The sequence below is a fragment of the Chitinophaga sp. CC14 genome (assembly GCF_048957795.1).
GTDB lineage: Bacteria > Bacteroidota > Bacteroidia > Chitinophagales > Chitinophagaceae > Chitinophaga > Chitinophaga ginsengisegetis.
Window position 1 is genome coordinate 1,788,264 of sequence record NZ_JARBFY010000003.1, and the last position, 16,725, is coordinate 1,804,988.

The 16,725-nt window shown below is 40.2% G+C and carries 16 protein-coding genes; 7 read left to right on the plus strand and 9 right to left on the minus strand.

Annotation, left to right across the window (positions count from 1 at the left end; translation table 11 throughout):
• Window positions 1–2: 2 nt before the first annotated feature.
• The 3 genes from PV783_RS17315 to PV783_RS17325 all read left to right on the plus strand — a co-directional run bounded on the left by PV783_RS17315 (window position 3) and on the right by PV783_RS17325 (window position 3,616).
• On the plus strand, window positions 3–797 hold the full coding sequence (locus tag PV783_RS17315; protein ID WP_420988943.1) for a cation transporter: 795 nt from the start codon (window positions 3–5) through the stop codon (window positions 795–797).
• A gap of 551 nt (window positions 798–1,348) precedes the next feature.
• Complete coding sequence (locus PV783_RS17320) at window positions 1,349–2,344, plus strand: helix-turn-helix domain-containing protein (RefSeq protein WP_420989234.1); 996 nt, start codon at window positions 1,349–1,351, stop codon at window positions 2,342–2,344.
• 102 nt (window positions 2,345–2,446) lie between these two features.
• Window positions 2,447–3,616, plus strand: a complete 1,170-nt coding sequence (locus tag PV783_RS17325) for a hypothetical protein (protein ID WP_420988944.1) — start codon at window positions 2,447–2,449, stop codon at window positions 3,614–3,616.
• A gap of 8 nt (window positions 3,617–3,624) precedes the next feature.
• Here the strand turns inward: PV783_RS17325 and PV783_RS17330 are convergent, their stop codons facing one another.
• Window positions 3,625–5,073, minus strand: a complete 1,449-nt coding sequence (locus tag PV783_RS17330; protein WP_420988945.1) for a hypothetical protein — start codon at window positions 5,071–5,073, stop codon at window positions 3,625–3,627.
• Window positions 5,074–5,438: 365 nt separating this feature from the next.
• Here PV783_RS17330 and PV783_RS17335 point away from each other — a divergent pair, with 365 nt between their 5' ends.
• The gene (locus tag PV783_RS17335; protein WP_420988946.1) at window positions 5,439–5,768 is read left to right on the plus strand and encodes a DUF6520 family protein; all 330 of its coding nucleotides are present in this window, start codon (window positions 5,439–5,441) and stop codon (window positions 5,766–5,768) included.
• A 33-nt stretch (window positions 5,769–5,801) separates the two neighbouring features.
• On the opposite strand, the gene PV783_RS17340 is transcribed toward PV783_RS17335, so the two are convergent.
• Genes PV783_RS17340 through PV783_RS17350 form a run of 3 tightly spaced genes read right to left on the minus strand, consistent with a single transcriptional unit; the run spans window position 5,802 to window position 11,743 of the window.
• Window positions 5,802–7,172, minus strand: coding sequence for a RagB/SusD family nutrient uptake outer membrane protein (locus PV783_RS17340; RefSeq protein WP_420988947.1), 1,371 nt, complete (start codon window positions 7,170–7,172; stop codon window positions 5,802–5,804).
• 19 nt (window positions 7,173–7,191) lie between these two features.
• Window positions 7,192–10,416, minus strand: coding sequence for a SusC/RagA family TonB-linked outer membrane protein (locus PV783_RS17345; protein WP_420988948.1), 3,225 nt, complete (start codon window positions 10,414–10,416; stop codon window positions 7,192–7,194).
• A 40-nt stretch (window positions 10,417–10,456) separates the two neighbouring features.
• Window positions 10,457–11,743: a redoxin family protein gene (locus PV783_RS17350; protein ID WP_420988949.1), complete on the minus strand. Its 1,287-nt coding sequence runs from the start codon at window positions 11,741–11,743 to the stop codon at window positions 10,457–10,459.
• A 601-nt stretch (window positions 11,744–12,344) separates the two neighbouring features.
• Between PV783_RS17350 and PV783_RS17355 the strand changes: the two genes are divergently transcribed.
• Both PV783_RS17355 and PV783_RS17360 read left to right on the plus strand, forming a co-directional pair.
• Window positions 12,345–12,680 (plus strand): hypothetical protein, encoded by a 336-nt coding sequence (locus tag PV783_RS17355; protein ID WP_354660489.1) that lies wholly within the window; start codon window positions 12,345–12,347, stop codon window positions 12,678–12,680.
• A 70-nt stretch (window positions 12,681–12,750) separates the two neighbouring features.
• Window positions 12,751–13,290: a hypothetical protein gene (locus PV783_RS17360; protein WP_420988950.1), complete on the plus strand. Its 540-nt coding sequence runs from the start codon at window positions 12,751–12,753 to the stop codon at window positions 13,288–13,290.
• Window positions 13,291–13,363: 73 nt separating this feature from the next.
• Here the strand turns inward: PV783_RS17360 and PV783_RS17365 are convergent, their stop codons facing one another.
• The 5 genes from PV783_RS17365 to PV783_RS17385 form a co-directional block, all read right to left on the minus strand.
• A complete protein-coding gene (locus PV783_RS17365; protein WP_354660491.1) occupies window positions 13,364–13,720 on the minus strand; it encodes a hypothetical protein in 357 nt (118 codons plus the stop codon).
• Between the two features lie 32 nt (window positions 13,721–13,752).
• Complete coding sequence (locus PV783_RS17370; RefSeq protein WP_420988951.1) at window positions 13,753–14,001, minus strand: SymE family type I addiction module toxin; 249 nt, start codon at window positions 13,999–14,001, stop codon at window positions 13,753–13,755.
• The gene (locus PV783_RS17375) at window positions 13,998–14,222 is read right to left on the minus strand and encodes a SymE family type I addiction module toxin (protein WP_420988952.1); all 225 of its coding nucleotides are present in this window, start codon (window positions 14,220–14,222) and stop codon (window positions 13,998–14,000) included. Before PV783_RS17375 ends, PV783_RS17370 begins: the two co-directional genes overlap by 4 nt.
• Window positions 14,219–15,382 (minus strand): HEPN domain-containing protein, encoded by a 1,164-nt coding sequence (locus tag PV783_RS17380; protein ID WP_420988953.1) that lies wholly within the window; start codon window positions 15,380–15,382, stop codon window positions 14,219–14,221. The genes PV783_RS17375 and PV783_RS17380 overlap by 4 nt, the downstream gene beginning before the upstream one ends.
• A gap of 74 nt (window positions 15,383–15,456) precedes the next feature.
• Entirely contained in the window at window positions 15,457–15,777 is a 321-nt protein-coding gene (locus PV783_RS17385) for a hypothetical protein (RefSeq protein WP_420988954.1), read from the minus strand.
• A gap of 468 nt (window positions 15,778–16,245) precedes the next feature.
• On the opposite strand from PV783_RS17385, the gene PV783_RS17390 reads away from it, so the two are divergent.
• Window positions 16,246–16,701 (plus strand): hypothetical protein, encoded by a 456-nt coding sequence (locus PV783_RS17390; protein ID WP_420988955.1) that lies wholly within the window; start codon window positions 16,246–16,248, stop codon window positions 16,699–16,701.
• Window positions 16,702–16,725 lie beyond the last annotated feature (24 nt).

The following is a 16,725-nucleotide window of genomic DNA, read 5'->3' on the forward strand; positions in this document are numbered from 1 at the left end:
CAATGCTAAAATCTACATTTCATATAAAAAAGATGGATTGCTCCGCGGAAGAGCAGCTGGTGCGTATGAAGCTGGAGGGGATACAAGGTATAAAGCAGTTAATATTTGATTTGGGAGAAAGGAAGCTGGACGTGGTGCATGCAGGTGAGTTGGCGCCAATTGCTGCTGCTATACATGCTCTCAGCCTTGATGAAAGCCATGTGGCATCTGAGCCGGTGGATGCTGAGTTGCATCTGGCGTCGGAGGGTAACGAACGGCGGCTGTTGATTTATGTGCTGCTGATCAATGCTTTCTTCTTTGTATTGGAAATAACCACCGGGTTTATTTCACATTCTATGGGACTGGTGGCTGACAGCCTGGACATGCTGGCTGACGCGCTAGTATATGGCCTCAGCCTGTATGCAGTAGGTGGTACCATCTTACGGAAGAAGCGTATTGCAAAAGTGAGCGGTTATTTTCAACTAATGCTGGCAGTGATCGGGTTTATAGAAGTGATCAGGAGGTTTATGGGTTTCGGTGAAACGCCGGTATTCAGCACCATGATATACATATCATTATTCGCGCTGATAGGGAACGCACTTTCGCTTGTCATCCTGCGCAGAACGAAAAGTGATGAGGCGCATATAAAAGCCAGCCAGATATTTACCTCCAATGATGTGATCATCAATATTGGTGTAATGATAGCTGGTGGCCTGGTTTACTTAACATCATCCAGGATACCGGACCTGGTGGTAGGCATGATAGTGTTTACCATTGTAATGCGGGGCGCTTTCAGAATCTTGCAGCTATCAAAATAGTAATAAGAGGGCATCTCATTTATTTATGAGACGCCCTCTTATTATAATCAATTGTTACAAATGGCCTCTGAGAATTCCTGTTCCAGTCCATGATATTCCTTTGGGCAGACGGCTTTACTGGTAATTATGAAATTTTGTTCATCCTTACTTTGCAGATGGAAACGCACCTGGTTCCCATTGTAATTACAATATACCTGATACAGCTGTTTTTTCCTGATGTTCATAGGTTGAAAGTTAAATTCAACATCTGCTCCGTCTATATTAAATGATTTAGTAAATTTCTTAATATCTATTGCTGGCATCTTGTCATTAATTTATCGAGCGGCAAGCTAAACACTTTTCACTGATTATCAAGCTACTGGAATTTATGTATTTATTTATCTTGTACAGAATCGTCATGATTTAATACCGCAGTTTTTTGTAAATTAAGAATGCACAGCGCCTGTTAAGTTAACCATAACAAACAGATTCCCTTTTTTGCAGTATTACTGCAGCACCTATTGCCGGAATACAAATGAATGTTTAGTAAGCCCATTAATTCACCAAATGTGATGATCATGCTTTGTAAAGTGACCTCAAGCAGCGGTATGCCATTTCGTTATACAGAGAATATTTCAGCTGAATTATTACACCATCAGATAGTATCTCAGAGAAGATCTGCTATGAACTATAACAATGGTGAGTTATTATTTCAGTGCATTGCTGAAAGCAACGATTACGCAGTATGGTATAATGTATTCAGTTTAGAGAAGGATGACATGTTAGAAAGTCACTGTGACACTCCTAAACTGGTATTCCGAATAGCACTGGATAATTTGTTAAATGTTGAGGTAAAAGAATTGGGCCAGTTTGTGCTTTCACCTGGACAGTTTTTACTTTTCTATCACCCATATCCTGAAAGTACTTTCCGATTTGGAGATGGCGGAATTTATGCTACGCTCGACATAGCGATGCCTATTGAGTATTTGAATCACTTTGTTGCCTACTATCCCGTATTGAAGGAATTTATAGGTAAAATAAATGGAAGTACTCCTGTAAGTCTTACATCGGCGCCGGTTGATGCCCCTATGACACTCCTGGATTGCATAGATAAACTGTTGCATTGTAATTATATGGGAAGCCTGCGGGGTATGTATGCAGATGCAAGGGTCATGGATATTATGACGGAGGTGTTTACCATAGCTCATGGCAGCAACAGGTCTGAGATATCATTAACACATGAAGAGCGACAGCGGATTATGGCGCTCAAAGATTTGTTGGCAGAAAATCTGGATACTCATTATACCATTAAAGACCTCTCGCGCATGATCTATATCAATGAATATAAACTGAAGAAAGGGTTCCAGCTGCTTACCGGATCATCAATCTTTGACTACCAGTTGAGCCGGCGAATACAGGTGGCCCAACAATGGTTACGGGAAACAGAGTTGAGCCTGGAGGAAATCGCCACTGCAACTGGGTATCAGTATTTATCGAGTTTTATTGCAGCATTTAAGCAACGAGTAGGGATTACACCGGCTGCTTACCGTAAGAATGGGGTTTTGTAAGATGCTCCCGATTGCGTTATTTTCTCTCCTTTTTGCTGAACAATTGATCTGTTAGCTATAGTACCTTAGAAATCAGATCATACATTGAAAAACTTAAATCCTATGCAGAGAAAATATTCTTTAGAGTGGTTTGATTTGCTCGTTAATCAGACCTTGCCAGCCATAAACAGTAACCCTTCCGCCCTGGATGCAGCATTTGTAAGACAGACCTTAACTGTAGCAGTAGATGAAAAAGTTAAAATCAGGCTTGCGCTATTGGAAGATATGTTTAATACAAGGGACGAGATGAACATGCAGGTATTGATTAACCGGTATCAGATTCTTTTAATTCATCTGCTCGATATGCTTAGTCAAGCGGCTGATGTCAGCAGTAATAGCCGTTTATCTGTTTTCCTGTATAAAAAGCTGCAACAATGTCTTGCAGAGCTATTGGCTTTTATTGAGAATGATTTTTTAAAATATTTTGACCTGGAGCAGCGGGTGCCAGAAAGCTATCATACCGTCTGCCGGGATCTGATTACAAAAGAACTCCCATTGTTGGAAAAGAAATTATATGATTATAAACAAGATCCGGTCTTGGTGGATCTTGTATTAAATAACCTACGTTCATTTGCCTCAAATGATAGAGTACATCTTCCATATCGGATTTTCTTTTATCTGAAAGCTGCCTGGTTTGAATTACGGAATTCTTCCTTATATGAGGCGCATCACGGATCATTGCCGTTGTTGACGGAGCTATTATTAAGAATAAACTATAATACGCCGTTATTTGCTAATTATTTCGTGCAGCAACTCATAAAAAAGAAGTTGTCGCATCTGGAAACAACAGACGACAGGGTAAAGCTGCTCCATAGCTATAAAAGACTGGTGAATGAAGTATTCATTCAATCATCTGGTAAGTTAGTACTGGACCTGCCAGGAATTGATCAGCAAATAGCAGAACAAATAGAGGAAGAAATTCAGTTATTGCATCCGGCATCTGGATCATTTGGAGACAGCGGGTCAATGAGCATTGATGAATATAAAGTACAAACCAATTTATCAGTCCCCTTGTTGGCTGCTATTTTTCGTGTGTTTAAGGAGATGGGGGCCATACAGAACGTTAATGTAAAGAAATTGCTGGAATTTGTGGCTGCTCATTACACCAGCATGAAATCTGATCAGATCAGTTACACACACCTCCATAGCAGTTATTATGATATTGATCCAAAGAATAAACAGCGGCTATATGATTTGCTAGTTCAGTTAGCGAACACTACAAGAAAAATCTAAGAATAGCGTTAGGCTGTGAGCAACTCAATTAAACAGTTGTTCGATTGATCAACAATAAACCTGATTTCACTAGGGTTTACAGCGTCATTATGTTTTACATTACTGTTGTTGTATTTGCAATAAAAGTCGATCACCTGCCAGAAAATATTCATATGCTGAACTGATTTGCCTTTCTGGGAAAAGAATATATTTATTGCAGGTCTTTGATTTTCCATTGATTTTTCGCTTGATAAGACTGCTTTCATGCTTAACTCCAGGACCAATCTATAATCATCTAAAATATTTCTAAAATATTTGCCTTCATTGAGTTTTAGGTTCGCTGATATATATAACTCTTGTATTTTGGGATATCTTGCAAGTAATGTTGTCACTTTAGATATCATATCGGCAGAATGGCTATTAATTGCTGGATTGGAATTCCCGTCTTTATTCCAATCGGTGTTTGGGATAATATTGCTTAGATGTGGAGCTATTTCTTTGATGAATTTTTTCTCGCCATTAAACCATTCTTTTAGAACATCTGTATATTGTTTACGGTCATCTAACGTTTTATACTTTAATGCCTGAAGCTCCAGATTTCTTGACGAAAGTATCAGTTCAATTTCCAACTTTGATATATTTTCAAGTTTCCCCTCCGTATATTGAGTACTACAGTTAATTGAGGTGATCAATTCAATTGTAGCATCAAGTAAATGCTTGACAAGCCGTTCTTTGGATACGGTTTTAGCCCGAACCAAATGATCGTATAAGTTCGGCTCAGAAATATTTTCTATAAAAGGGAGGTGTTTTGAAAAATAAGGTTTTAGATTTTTGAAAAAGGGAAGCTCAAAAGGGAAAATGCTTAACCATTTCTTATATGTATCTATAAGGATATTAAGATCTGTGTTTTTGGATGGATGTTTACTAGGTGTTCCTTCCTGATCAAGATATTCCAGTAATTTTTGCTTTTTGTTATTGGGTATGCCTTTGGCTTGACTTATTATTGATTCAATGCTATTGTAGTATATTTGAATGCCTGGTGAAGGGCCATATCCTATAGGTAATTGCCCATAGCTTCTAATGGTATAATCTATATAGTCTGTAATTTCTTTGTACCAGCTTCTATTTTTGATGGATTTGTTTATACAGTCTTGGGTATAACAAACAGTATCAAAAATCTTTGTCTTTATGTACTCGTATTTCCCTTTGTTAAACCAGTTTACCTGCAGCAGCTTTTTGTGTTTTGCGCAACATTCAGGAAATTTATCAAAATACTCATGGGTGTCTACCTTAATTCCATTGTGAAAATCGCAATAATCCGGAAAACACGGCGGTGGCGTATAATTATCTAGTGGTTTGGTGTCGTATTGTAAGATCTCAAAATCCTTTCCATCAATTATTCTAAATCCTTTATCACTACATCCACTGAGGGCACGAACGAATTTATCTTCATTTATAATATTAATTGTTGGAGTCATAATTTAAAGCGTACTGTTTGATGTCTAATATTTATTAATTAATCCTGTCATAAAGTAATTTCCATCACTTATAATTGAAGAATTGAATTTATGGAATTATTTCCATCTATAATCTTCGAGATTCTTTGGGGTTCTAATTTTTATATTTGCCATACGAGTTGACAATCAACCAGATAAAGACCCTACTACTAGCTGTGGTAGGCTTTACAGTACCTGGTAATTCCTTCCTTTGTTTCTGCACTACATTAATTTAAAACGCTTTTTATATACGTCAAAAATATTGCGGCGCAATGCAGGTCATGCCCATTACCTGCGTACAGAAAAATAGGCAGAATCATTTCTTTCACCATTTTAAAAACAATGTTATGAAAAAAGTAAAGTTGCTGTTTGCTGCTCTTGCAATTGTTGCAGGTATAGGCGGAGCATATGCTACTAAGGCATCTTCATCTGAAAGTGCAACGAGCAGGGCGATGGCATGGTTTCAATATTCACCCACACAACCAGGTGGAACTACCAATCCGGCCAATTATCATGAGGTGTCCTCTACAGGTTGCTTAAATGGTAGCCAGCTGTGTGCTATAAGGGTGGAAAAGAACGCCAGTAATGGGTTACCTGACGCTACTGCCTTAAATAATATCCAGGGGGATATTGATGCGGGTACTCCGATAGCGGGAAGAGTGGTTTTTAAACCGTAAAACAAGATGGCAGGTGATATACACCTGCCATCTTCATCTTGGGTTTTTCGGTATGGTTGGAACAATGGCTGTTACGCTACTGGGAATCTGCATGGCATAGCGCAGATCATGGGGAGGTAAGGTATACACCACTCCATTGATCTGCCGGCGAATGGTGATATTTTCGGTACCGGCATTATTTAGCCGGCGTAGGTCTATCCATCTTATCCCCCGGAATGGCAGCTCCTTTCTTCTTTCTAACAGAATTATTGACAGAAGGCGATCCTTATCTGTTTCCGTCACAGGAAGAAATGTCGATTTATCATACCTGGTTTTCAAAAACACATTCAGTATTTGCCGAGCTTCCGTGTTTTTTCCCTGTCTGGCAAGGCATTCAGCAGCAGTAATAAAAACCTCGTCAGCAGCCAGACCAGTGAACAGCTGATATGAGTTACTGCCGTCATAATTTCCGCGAAAAGCTGCGCTACCATCGCTATTGATTCTGTAAAATATTGGTTTTCGCAGATCGGCGTTGGCATAAGATGTGACGAGCGTTGTATCAACCTTACAAATAGACGGATCGAGGCAATATGAATAATTAGCCGCCACATGAAAAATGACTTCATTGTTAAATCGCTTCAAAGGTTCGTCTGTATTGGGGTTTACATCATTATAGTCCAGTAGTTGAGTGCCGTTTTTTATGCAGTAATCCGCATATGAAGCTGCTTTTGAGAAATCTCCCATCGTGAGATGAACACGCGACAATAAGGCAAAAACTGCTAATCTGGATGGACGGGTTTTATACGGTACATTGACAGGCAGCAGCATGGCCGCATTTTCAAGATCGTTTATTATAGTGGAATATGTACTTTCCACTGATGCGCGGGTAGAAATCTCATTTACATCAGCTGATAGCCTCAGCGGAATGCCCGGCGAGACCGATGCGGTATTATGGTCATACGGAGGGGCGAATTCCTGGGTGACCATATAAAAGGCAAATGCCCGGTAAAATAGAGCGCTACCTTTTAGTCTTGACCATTCTTCCTGTTCTGCTGGTGTCGGAACAATATCATTTAATTTTTCCAGCACTACATTGGCTTTGAATACGACACGGTACGAAAGGCTCCAGTCCATATCGTTACTTACATCTGCTTTCCATATATAATTGTCCCGGTCTGTTACAGACGAAAGGCTGGACCAGTTGTTAGAAATCAGATAATAGTTATCAGCAGCTACCTCACCGGCAATAGGCCAGGAAAGGTTCATCGTTGCCACATCATCCAGCATTGCCCGCAGATCTTTTACAGTTGATGGTATTTCCATCTTACTGTCCGGTTTTGCATCCAGGTATTTACGGCAGGCGTTTAGGAACAGTAATACTGTCAAAGGAAAACAGATGATAGATATATGCTTATAGTATCTCATGGCTTAAATATTTAGGAATTTAAAAAGAGGATTTGATGCCGAATGATACGCCACGCGGGGGAACGGCTGTACCATATTCAGGGTCTATATCATAATTTGTAGCCCGATATATTGTACCGATGTTGTCCAGGTACAGGAAGAATTGTAATTGCTTAAAGAAAGATTTTCCTGCAGAAAGGTAGTTGTATTGCAGGTTTATGTCCTTCAAACGGATGATATCGGCTTTATCTACCAGTGCAGCAGATTGTAGGTAAAATTCATCCCGGTAGCTGCTAACAGGATATGTCATTGATGGTATGTTGGTTTTTTTTTCATCACCAGGCAGCTTCCATCTGTTGGCAAAATCGCTATGACCGTTCCAGCTTTGATATAAGGCGGAATAGCTGATGGAATTCCTCCTGAAATAGTGCCCCAGCTTGTAGGTAATGTTGGCACTTATACTCCACTGCCGAAAGGTAATAGCAGGTCGCAGTGCGCCGTAAAATGGAGGTAGGGTTCTTCCGCTGTAAACCAAGTCATCCAACAATGTGCTACTGCGGATAGCTGAATAATCTTTGCTTACCTTACCTGAGAGCCAGCCTTGCGGATCACCCTGATTGTCCAGCCCTTCCCAGCGGTAACTTAACAGGGCATCTGTAGGCTTTCCCTCCAGTGGATTAATACCTGACCCCAAATAGCTGATAGCCTTACTATACTTATATTGGTATCTGGTAACTTTGTTGGTATTATAACCGAAAAGCAGATTAGTTTCCACCTTAAACTGTTTGCTATCGATAAATTTACCTGTGAAGGAAATATCTATCCCGTGTCCATTGATGGTAGCAGCATTCATATTCATGCTCGATATACCGGTAGTAGGGTCTAATGGCGAATTACCAATCAGGTCCATGCTTTTTTTATTATATAGATCAATGCTCCCTGTGAGCATATCTCCTTTTGTTCTGAAATCAATACCAATGTTTAAAGTAGCCGTTTTCTCCCATCGCAGGTCGGGATTTGGCGGGGTGGTAATGGTGGCAAATGGTTCATTGATCAGGTAATTATTTCCGGCTGGATTATAACTAATAATGGTATGCGCTGATAGCCGGTTGCTGGTATTTCCACTATAGCCATATGTCAATCGTACTGCCAGCATCGGGAGGACGGCAGATTTGTAAAAGTTTTCCTGAGAAATATTCCAACGCAGCCCTGCTGACCATAATGGAACACCTTTTTTATTGCTCCTGACACCAAAGAGGTTACTGGCGTCCTTTCTGGCGCTGGCTGAAATAATATAGCGGTCATCATAAGTATAAGAAGCATTGGCATAATAGGAAACGAAGCGGTATAAAAACTTATTAAAATCCTTTGGGTCAAATACCTGTTGGTCACCTTTCAGGTTCATGTATGTTGGCAGATAGTCTACATAGTTGATATTTGAATAAGTCAGTAGATCAGGATCATATCCATATGTTCTACCTGTGTTGAAAAGTGTTTGGGATTGTTTTGCCTCAATTCCCGCCAAAGCTGCCAGCTGGTGTTTACTCCAGAATCGGGTATAGTTTAACTGTCCGCGTCCTGAATGCGTGGTTAGTTGCTCGGAACTTTGATCCAGTATGCCTCCAATAGGAATTCCATATAGTGGTTTGCCATCCTGCAGCTGTGTGTAAAGATTGATTAGATTACGGCTATAGTATGATTCAGCGTTACTCATGTTCCACGTAGAACTTGTCTGCTGTTCATACTGGTACCTCATTTCTACTGAAAGCCCAGGCAAAATTGAATAAGTACCGCCTATTTTAAAGCGATATGTATTCAGGTTACTATAATTATCAGCCAGTCTGAGATCTAGCAATGGGTAATACCGCCAATCTCTAAGTAATCCAGATCCAGTGGTGTCTATAAAGCTATAGCGATAATCTTTCACCATTGGTAAGGGCTTTCCCGTTGGATCTGCAAGCTGTGCATATGGAAAATACCTGACTTTATCCGCACCTGGTATGATCATCTGCGGGCCGGGGTTATTATTGTCAATTCTGCTGGTGGCGTACTGTAATCCTGCCTGTAGCTCAAATCGCTTTGAAAGATGAAAACTGTTTTCTGATTGTAGGGTTACTCTTTGAGACCCATTACGGACCAGATTACTTTGCAGAGCATCATAGCCGATGCTGAGATAGTAGTTCACTGTCGGGCTGCCGCCGCTGATACCGACTGCGTGTTGCTGCGTAATAGCAGTACGGTAAAGATATTTTTGAAAATCACTGCGTATGTCCTTATTTCTAAACGCATCAATCTGAGCAACAGCCTGGGCATGGGTAATAGTTCCACTGGCTTCCTGTTGCAATATTTCTACGACAGGTGTTACCGGAGGGCGGCTATAGGTATTGTTTAAGGGGCCGGTATAATACCCTTTGCGAAACAACTCTTGTTCCACATCGATAAAATCCCCGGATGAAATGGCATTGTCATTATAAAGGTTAGGCTTACCGGTTATAATAACATTGGAGGTAACATTTATTTGCTGCGTCTGGCCGTATCGTCCTTTCTTGGTGGTGATTACTAATACGCCATTGCCGGCACGGACGCCCCAAATGGACGATGCGGCTGCATCTTTGAGTAGTGTTACGCTGGCGATATCATTAGGATTAATCTGGTTTAGATCTCCCTCGATGGGGAAATCATCCACTACCACCAATGGAGCATTGTTACCAAACAATGTACTTCGTCCTCTGAACAGCAGTTCCTGGCCTTTATTTCTATGATCAAATAAAATGCTTGTGGTACCATCCAGCCGGGAAATAAGATCGGTACTGATTCTCCTGTCTATAATTTCCTGACTTACCTTTTCAAATGAGCCGGTCACTCTTTCCCGCGATAGTAATTGGTATCCGGTGGAAACTATTACCTCCTTTAGTCCTGTTTGCTTTGGTGATAGCTGGATGTTGATAGTAGTAGTGCCGCTGATGGCTTTAACCGGCATTTTTAAGGTGGTGAAGCCAACATAAGTAATGATAAGGCTGTCTGTTTTTGCTGCCCTACTTATGGTAAAATAGCCATCAGCATTAGTTCGCGCTGTATAGTTAGCCAATATATATCGGATAGATGCTCCTGACATCGGAAGGCCATTTTGCTGGTTTGTTATGCGTCCCTGGATGGCAGTGTTGCTACTATCCTGACCTGCAGCAAAACTCCATGTTGCCAGAAGCATTATCAGAAGGCCGATCAGGCGGGCATAACGGCAAAAGCTATGAGTGTTTCTTTGCATATTCGTGGATTTTAATGGTTTGGTAGTTGGTTGATAATTCTTACAAAACGGAGTGGTCCGTGATTACGAGCATTTCTATTTGCCGTAGTTCCTCTGTCATCGTGAGGCCATAACGAGAAAGCGCAGTCTTTAACGCAGTAGTGTTTCCGTATGGAATATTTAGTGAAAGGTCCAGGTTATCAGCTATGCCGGTGCTGTCTATTATAGGTGGTATGCCCTGTATGTTGTTGAGCTGATACAATAATGCCGCAATGGTCGTATTTCTTATGAATAATATGTCCCCGTTGGTACCTGTCTTTATTTCTGCCGGGCCACCTTTTGAGGATAGCGGAATAAATGAGGAGCCTTTTTTCAGGATTAGGCATTTAACAGGCAGTACCTGTATGCCGCCACTTATATGCAGATAGCGGTTAAGATCATCCAGCATATAGGCTTGCAGTTGCTTCCTTGTAGTGCCAGGGGGGCAACGGATTTCATAACAATGTGCGTTCCGGCGTTGCCAGTCAAAGAAGTAACCCTGATCTGGCGAATACAGGTATTTTTCCGGATGGGCGACATCAAGCCGCACCTGGTTACGTGGAAAGTTTATTAGTTTTTGGAGGGCCATTAGATATAGTTCAATGGCAGACCAGTTTGTTGCATATCTGCGTATGGTCTGACTGCTACTGTCGATCTCAATGCCTGATTTCATGACCAGGCCAGGCGAATAGCCAGTAAGAATGCTGTAAAATACAGAAGCATTAGGGCCGATGGCAATTGCAGGTTTCATGAATGGTTGGGTATAATCATGAGGTATGATATCACTCTTTACCGGCAGGTGATTCATTTTGCCAGCTAATGCCATTCGTATATTATCTGCCGTTACATATTCCGCGTAAGTGAATGATAGCACTTTGCCGGTGGGATCAATCCATACTACATGAGGTATGGAAGCATGAGGGAAATAACTGTGCAGTAAGCTATCATCTGTAATGGTGGCTAATTGGGGGCGGTGAATTTTGCCATTTGCAAAAAATCTTCTAACGATGGCATTTTTCTCCTGGGTAACAGATATTATCTGTACCCGCCCATTAAATTGCTGTTGCAGGCTATCCAATTTTGCAAGACCTGCAATACAGCTGCTGCAATTTGTTGTCCAGAAGTCCAGAAGCAGAAGTTTGCCCTGGTATAAATCAAGTGAAATCTGACTACTTGAAAAGTTTACGGTATGAGTTGGCGATACTGCCGGCATCTGATCACCTATATTTAGGCTGCTGACAGGAATTGTCTGCGACAAGCAGTGCAGAAATGGCAATAGTATCCCTATCAGGAAAAATAATCTTTTCATGATGACGTGGTTTTATGATTATGGAAGATGTTTGTTTGTTACGCTGCCTGCAATAGATTTAGCGGTTACATACTTTTTTTAACTGTCTGTTGGATTATAAAGCCCCAGTGAATAGACATTCACGGGCTGCCTTAATTCTTACCCCATTTAGATTTGAAAAACAACCGTTAATTATATATGCCAGAAGTGGGGATGCGCGAGATTATAGAATAAAGAGGGTGATTACTGGTAGGGACAAAAAAAAGACGTGGGTTAGTCCCTACCGGCTCTACGGGGCTACGACACCCTGACACACCGAATAGAAGACGCCCACGCCATAGCGTGAGCGTTTCACTCAGTTTCCGGGTGTGCCTTCAAGGTCGTAGTTTGTAGAGCGCCGTAAACAAAAGCAAATCGCTTAATATCATTATTTTATAAGATCGCAAAATACATCATCAAGACGTATTTACAAATACTATCGTTCTCATGTCTAATTTATTTCGTATATCCTAAGTGATTCAGCAGCTTTTTAATGCCGCTTGTGGTATAAAGATATGAAAAAAATCACTTTACCCCACAATTGTGGGGTAAAATATTTTTCTAAATATGGCATTTTCCACCTATGGAAAAAACTAAAGAGTTTTATACGTACAGACTGGGTTTAGGTCTTACAAAATGGTTAGATGCTAATAAGAAGCAGGCAAAGTTGAATAAATTGAATGGGATTGAAGATATAAACCTGGTTAAAAGCGAGGGAAACCTTGTGGCATCCTCCGGGGTGGCTAAGAATGCTATCACTGAAATTAAGCTGGGAAGACGTAACCCGGAATACACAACCTTAGAATTTATCGCTGAAGGGTTAGGGATTCCCCTTAGTACGTTCTTACTACATTGTGAAAAGATCTCCGATGAAGAGGTTTTTAAGGGAATGGGTAAAATACCGAAGCGAAAAAGATAGAAAAACCCTATTTTGTATTGTTAACCAGAACCGATAATCGGTTTATTTAGTAACTCAAAATAACCACTATATGAAGACACTCTCTTTTATTGTAGCGGCAATTCTATTTATTTCATGCGGCTCAAAGAAACTTACCAGAGAACACGCGGCGGAATTAATTAAGGCAAAATATCCTGTTACCATTGATTGGGATATCTACACTGCTGATCCTGACCATGCCGCCAGAGCATTGGATACAAAATTGGAACAGGAAGGGTATATTACTTTAAAGCGGAAGCAGACCTTAGCTGAAATGGGTACTCCTTTTATTTTCTTTACAGATAAGGCCAAACCGTATCTTATGGAAACACCGGAGAAAGATAAAAAAATAATGGTTCAGAAGGTAAAACTTGCCGAGCAGCATTTTGGAGAGATTACCGGAATGCAGATGCTGAAAAACGATAAGAAAGCCATTGTTGAATATACATATGTGTATAAGAACGTCACTCCCTTTGTTGCCATTTCCAATTTAAAAATTGAACCCAAGGAAAGCAGGAAAGCATATTTTGCCTTGTATGACGATGGTTGGCGCATTGTTGATAAACCGGATCTTGATTTTCTGGTAGAATAGGATGATAAAAGGCAGGCGGGTGCAGGAATACACGGTGCCTGTTATTTTAATTTTTCACCAAAACTCACGTTACTTAAGATATTTGATCATGGAGGGATTTCAGGTGAACTGGAATATCCACTTCTGTATCAGAAACAAGTTTAAGTCGGTAGATACCATTGATTTCATTTTTATAAGACGGTACAGCCCGGCCAGAACGGATATCAGAGAATAGAAGATTTCCGTTTTTCCGTTGACCTTTTATAAATCTCTTTCCACCGTTTAGGAATGAAACAAGAAAAATATCTGGTTTCAGGCTAATTGCGTTTGCTTCTACTTTTTCAGCAAAAACATACGAACCTTCCATAATAAATGGAGGCACCCTGTCCTGGCGTACTTTCAGGTAATGGGTGGATTGCTGTATCAATTTCAATTTGGATTTTGTTGCCATAATGTATTATTGTAGAGTTATCAAATAAGTAATTAAATAGTTCCGTTTAACTTTTCCAGGTACCGTTTTATTTGCCTTTTATATCCAGGTAGTTTAATTAGTTGGGTAATAATCAGTTTACCTGGGAGTATTCTTACCTGTACTTTATCGTTCATCACAAAACCCGCTTCCGTGAGCCATTTCCCGGAAAGTGTAAGTAACGGTGTTTTTTCAATAGTAGCTTTTCGGCGGTAGCTACGACCGGCTATAGAAGCCATGCGGATATCTTCTGCATTTTTCATTTGATTTTATATTTAACGGGATGATCACTTTTCGATACCTGTCCAGATTTTGTAATTCGCAGATAATTATGCTGCACCATTATGCAGATATCATCACCAATATTAAACCCTGCCTTTACAAGCCAATGACCGGATAAGTTAAGCCACGGTACATCAACAGTCCTTTCCTGCCTGCGGGCAGCTTTTGAATGAAGTTTGGCATTTCTGAATATCGTTCTCATAAGTCACAATCTGCTTTGGTGAAATAAGGTGATGATGATAGAGTTCCAGTCTGGCTAGTCACCTCATAAAATACTTTCTCTGTCGTCATAACAAGTGCATGTACTTTTGAATGAAGTAGCGCCAAATCTTCATCTGTAATAATAAATTGATCGTCATTCACATAGCGGGCTTTCACGTATGCTTTATTTAACAGGCAAAGAAATTTTTCCTCTTTAATATCTTCCTCATTGAATACTTCAATCAACTTTTCAGTTAGAAATAAGCTGGATTTTAAGAAGGGACGTAGATTATGCTTATATGGTGAAAATCCCATTATGGATATAAGTAGTGCCCGCAAACTATGTTCTGCTGCCTGATGTAGGGAGAAAGCGGATAAGGCATTCATCTTTTCATTAGCGTAGTTCTTCGCCCCAAGAAGAAATCCAGGAACAACAGAGCTAATATTTTCAAACAGGCCCATTGCCTTATTTTTTATATCATCCAATGAGTATAATTTGGAATCCGGTAAGGCTATATTCCCCGCATCATATATCAGCCTTTCTTTCCAGCATATCCGGTTATAAAAAATATTCCCCTCCTTCCATAGGTTGAATACCTCGGTCGCTGTCCTTATCAGAATATTCACAGGCCAATCCTCCTGAAAATGTGCCCTTATATTTTGTTCCAGCTGCTCATGGTTAGTGGTATTGCCATGCGTAAGCACCAGAAGCGAAGCGGTATAGTCGATCCGGGAATGGTATTTAATTAGATATACTTTTTCTATACCCGGAATTTTATCACCAACCTTCATGATTCCTTCAATAATAGGGTTATGTTGATCAGGATACTCTTCTTCGCACTGGGCTGTATTTTCCGCCGCTTTATTAAAAACAATCTTACCTGATTTATGCAATTCATTTATCAGATAACATGATTCTATCAGCCTTTCTATCATTTCGTATGATGTGACCATATTTTCTCTTTCTTTAGTAGATAACCGTTTGGAATAGTTTCCCGTCACATTTGATTTCATCATTTCCCAAAGACTATCTCTGTGACCATATAAGTAATCATGATCAAAGAAGTCTTCTACTACTGCAAAAGGGTTCTCCACCTCAGTCATAGAGAGTTTGTAAGGCTGGTTTAACCAGCCTGGTAGCTTTTCATGTCTGTTTAACATACAATTTGATTTTAATTGATAATACGGAAAAACTGTGGGGAGAACTAAGGTTGCTTAGGTAATAGTGGCTAACGTTACAATGAACGGTCGTTGTCAGAAAATATTTCTGCTCTAATATCAGTAATGGCTTTACGATTATTTACTTCATTGCGAAGAAGGCTTAAGCTAACGCTTAGATATTTGCAAAACGCGAGTAGCTTTTGTTTTTCTGATTCAGCGATATCCTTTCTGTCTTGCGAGAATGCTGCCAAATCGTTAATCATATTTTTTATTGTAGCAGGTGGGAACAGAATGAAGAATGAATGAAACATGTTCCATGCCTTCTGTTGTCTTTCTTCTTCAGTCTTTTTCATAAATAATTCTAATAGCAGAAATAATTGCTCGATTAAAGTCATAACCTTTTTTTGATTTTAATGTATGGGCATACGTAGTACTATCAACTTTCGCTGATAGTTGTCATGCTGTTATGTCTGGGAGAAGAATATAAGGGGAATGCTGTCTATTACAGTCGTTCTTTCATTATGATCCTAAATTTAGCAAAATGATTTAAATAATCAAATCAATTATACATGTATGCCTGTAAATGAGGTGTATCAGATATCTACACGCTTTTCGTTTACCGGGCATTTCCTTCCTTTAAAAAGAATCAGAAAATAAATTATTTCTAAATCTATATATCCTGTTATATAACAGGTTAGGCACCCTACTACTAGTGTTGTCAGGTTTTTTTGCTTTCAATCAGGCACATATTTGCATCCAGATAGTTCATTATACCTGGTGCAGTTGATGTGTGAAAGAGTGGTGTACTGATTAACATAGGCTGCGTGATGGTATGAGTTTGTGGAATAAAAAGGAAGCAGCCTATGTTAAGTTCAATCTCATGGGCGTGCTACTTAATTGTAGCCGCCCTTCTTCTTGGAATTTATTATTGCTATGTGCTGGTACGCTACTACCGGAAGGAGATAAAGAATTTTATCACGCGGCGTCCGGCAGAACATGAGCCTACATCATCTAAGCCTGAATCTAACCAGCTGTCATTATTTGAAAGCACAGATGATACGCGGCCTCCCAATGAATCAGTGGACCTTTTCTCTCTCGCATTTGAACTGTCAGCCAGGATCAAGATGGTGATGGAAGTTGCAGCAGCAGAAAGATATAGCAAGGCCGGTCTTATTATTATTCTCAGGAAGCTAATCTCCGAGTATCCTGCCATCAAGGGAACAGCGTTTCAGGTTGCCATCAATAACGTGATTTTGGGGGAGAGTAAAGAATTAGGCTCAAATGGCCTACAGGATGATGATGTGTCAGCATTATGGTAGCGGCAAGATAGTTCCGGTATCCCA